We start from the raw sequence: 369 nt of genomic DNA, 5'->3' as shown, positions 1-369 counted from the left end.
ACGTGCGGACCTGGCACAGGGTGGTCCCCGGCTCCGTCGCGACGCGGGACTACAACTACCGTACCGCCGGCACGCCGATGGACGCGGGGGTCAGCGTGCGTAATGATGCGGTGACCTCCGGGGAACACTACCGCTACGCCGCCCCTTACCTCGAGGCGGGTGACGACGCTGACCCGGAGCCGATAACCGAAAGCGGGGCATTCTATGCCCGACTCCATCACGAGCGGGAACTGAATAAATCGGCCCGCGTGCACCTGTTCAGCAATGCCTCTGGCCTCGCGCCCGGTCAGGTGCTGGAGCCGCAGGGGAACGTCATTGCGGCCCTGAAGGAGGGCGTCCTTCTTACGCTCGTGACCTTCCGGGGCGCAA

The 369-nt window shown here is 66.4% G+C and carries 1 protein-coding gene; it reads left to right on the top strand.

Translation table 11 applies throughout. The features are described 5' to 3' along the window. On the top strand, positions 1–369 hold a 369-nt coding region (locus DBY73_RS22020; RefSeq protein ID WP_258458790.1), incomplete at both ends, for a contractile injection system protein, VgrG/Pvc8 family.

Source organism: Enterobacter sp. RIT418 (assembly GCF_003057745.1).
In the GTDB taxonomy this organism is placed as follows: Bacteria; Pseudomonadota; Gammaproteobacteria; order Enterobacterales; family Enterobacteriaceae; genus Enterobacter.
This window is presented reverse-complemented; position numbering and strand designations above follow the sequence as displayed.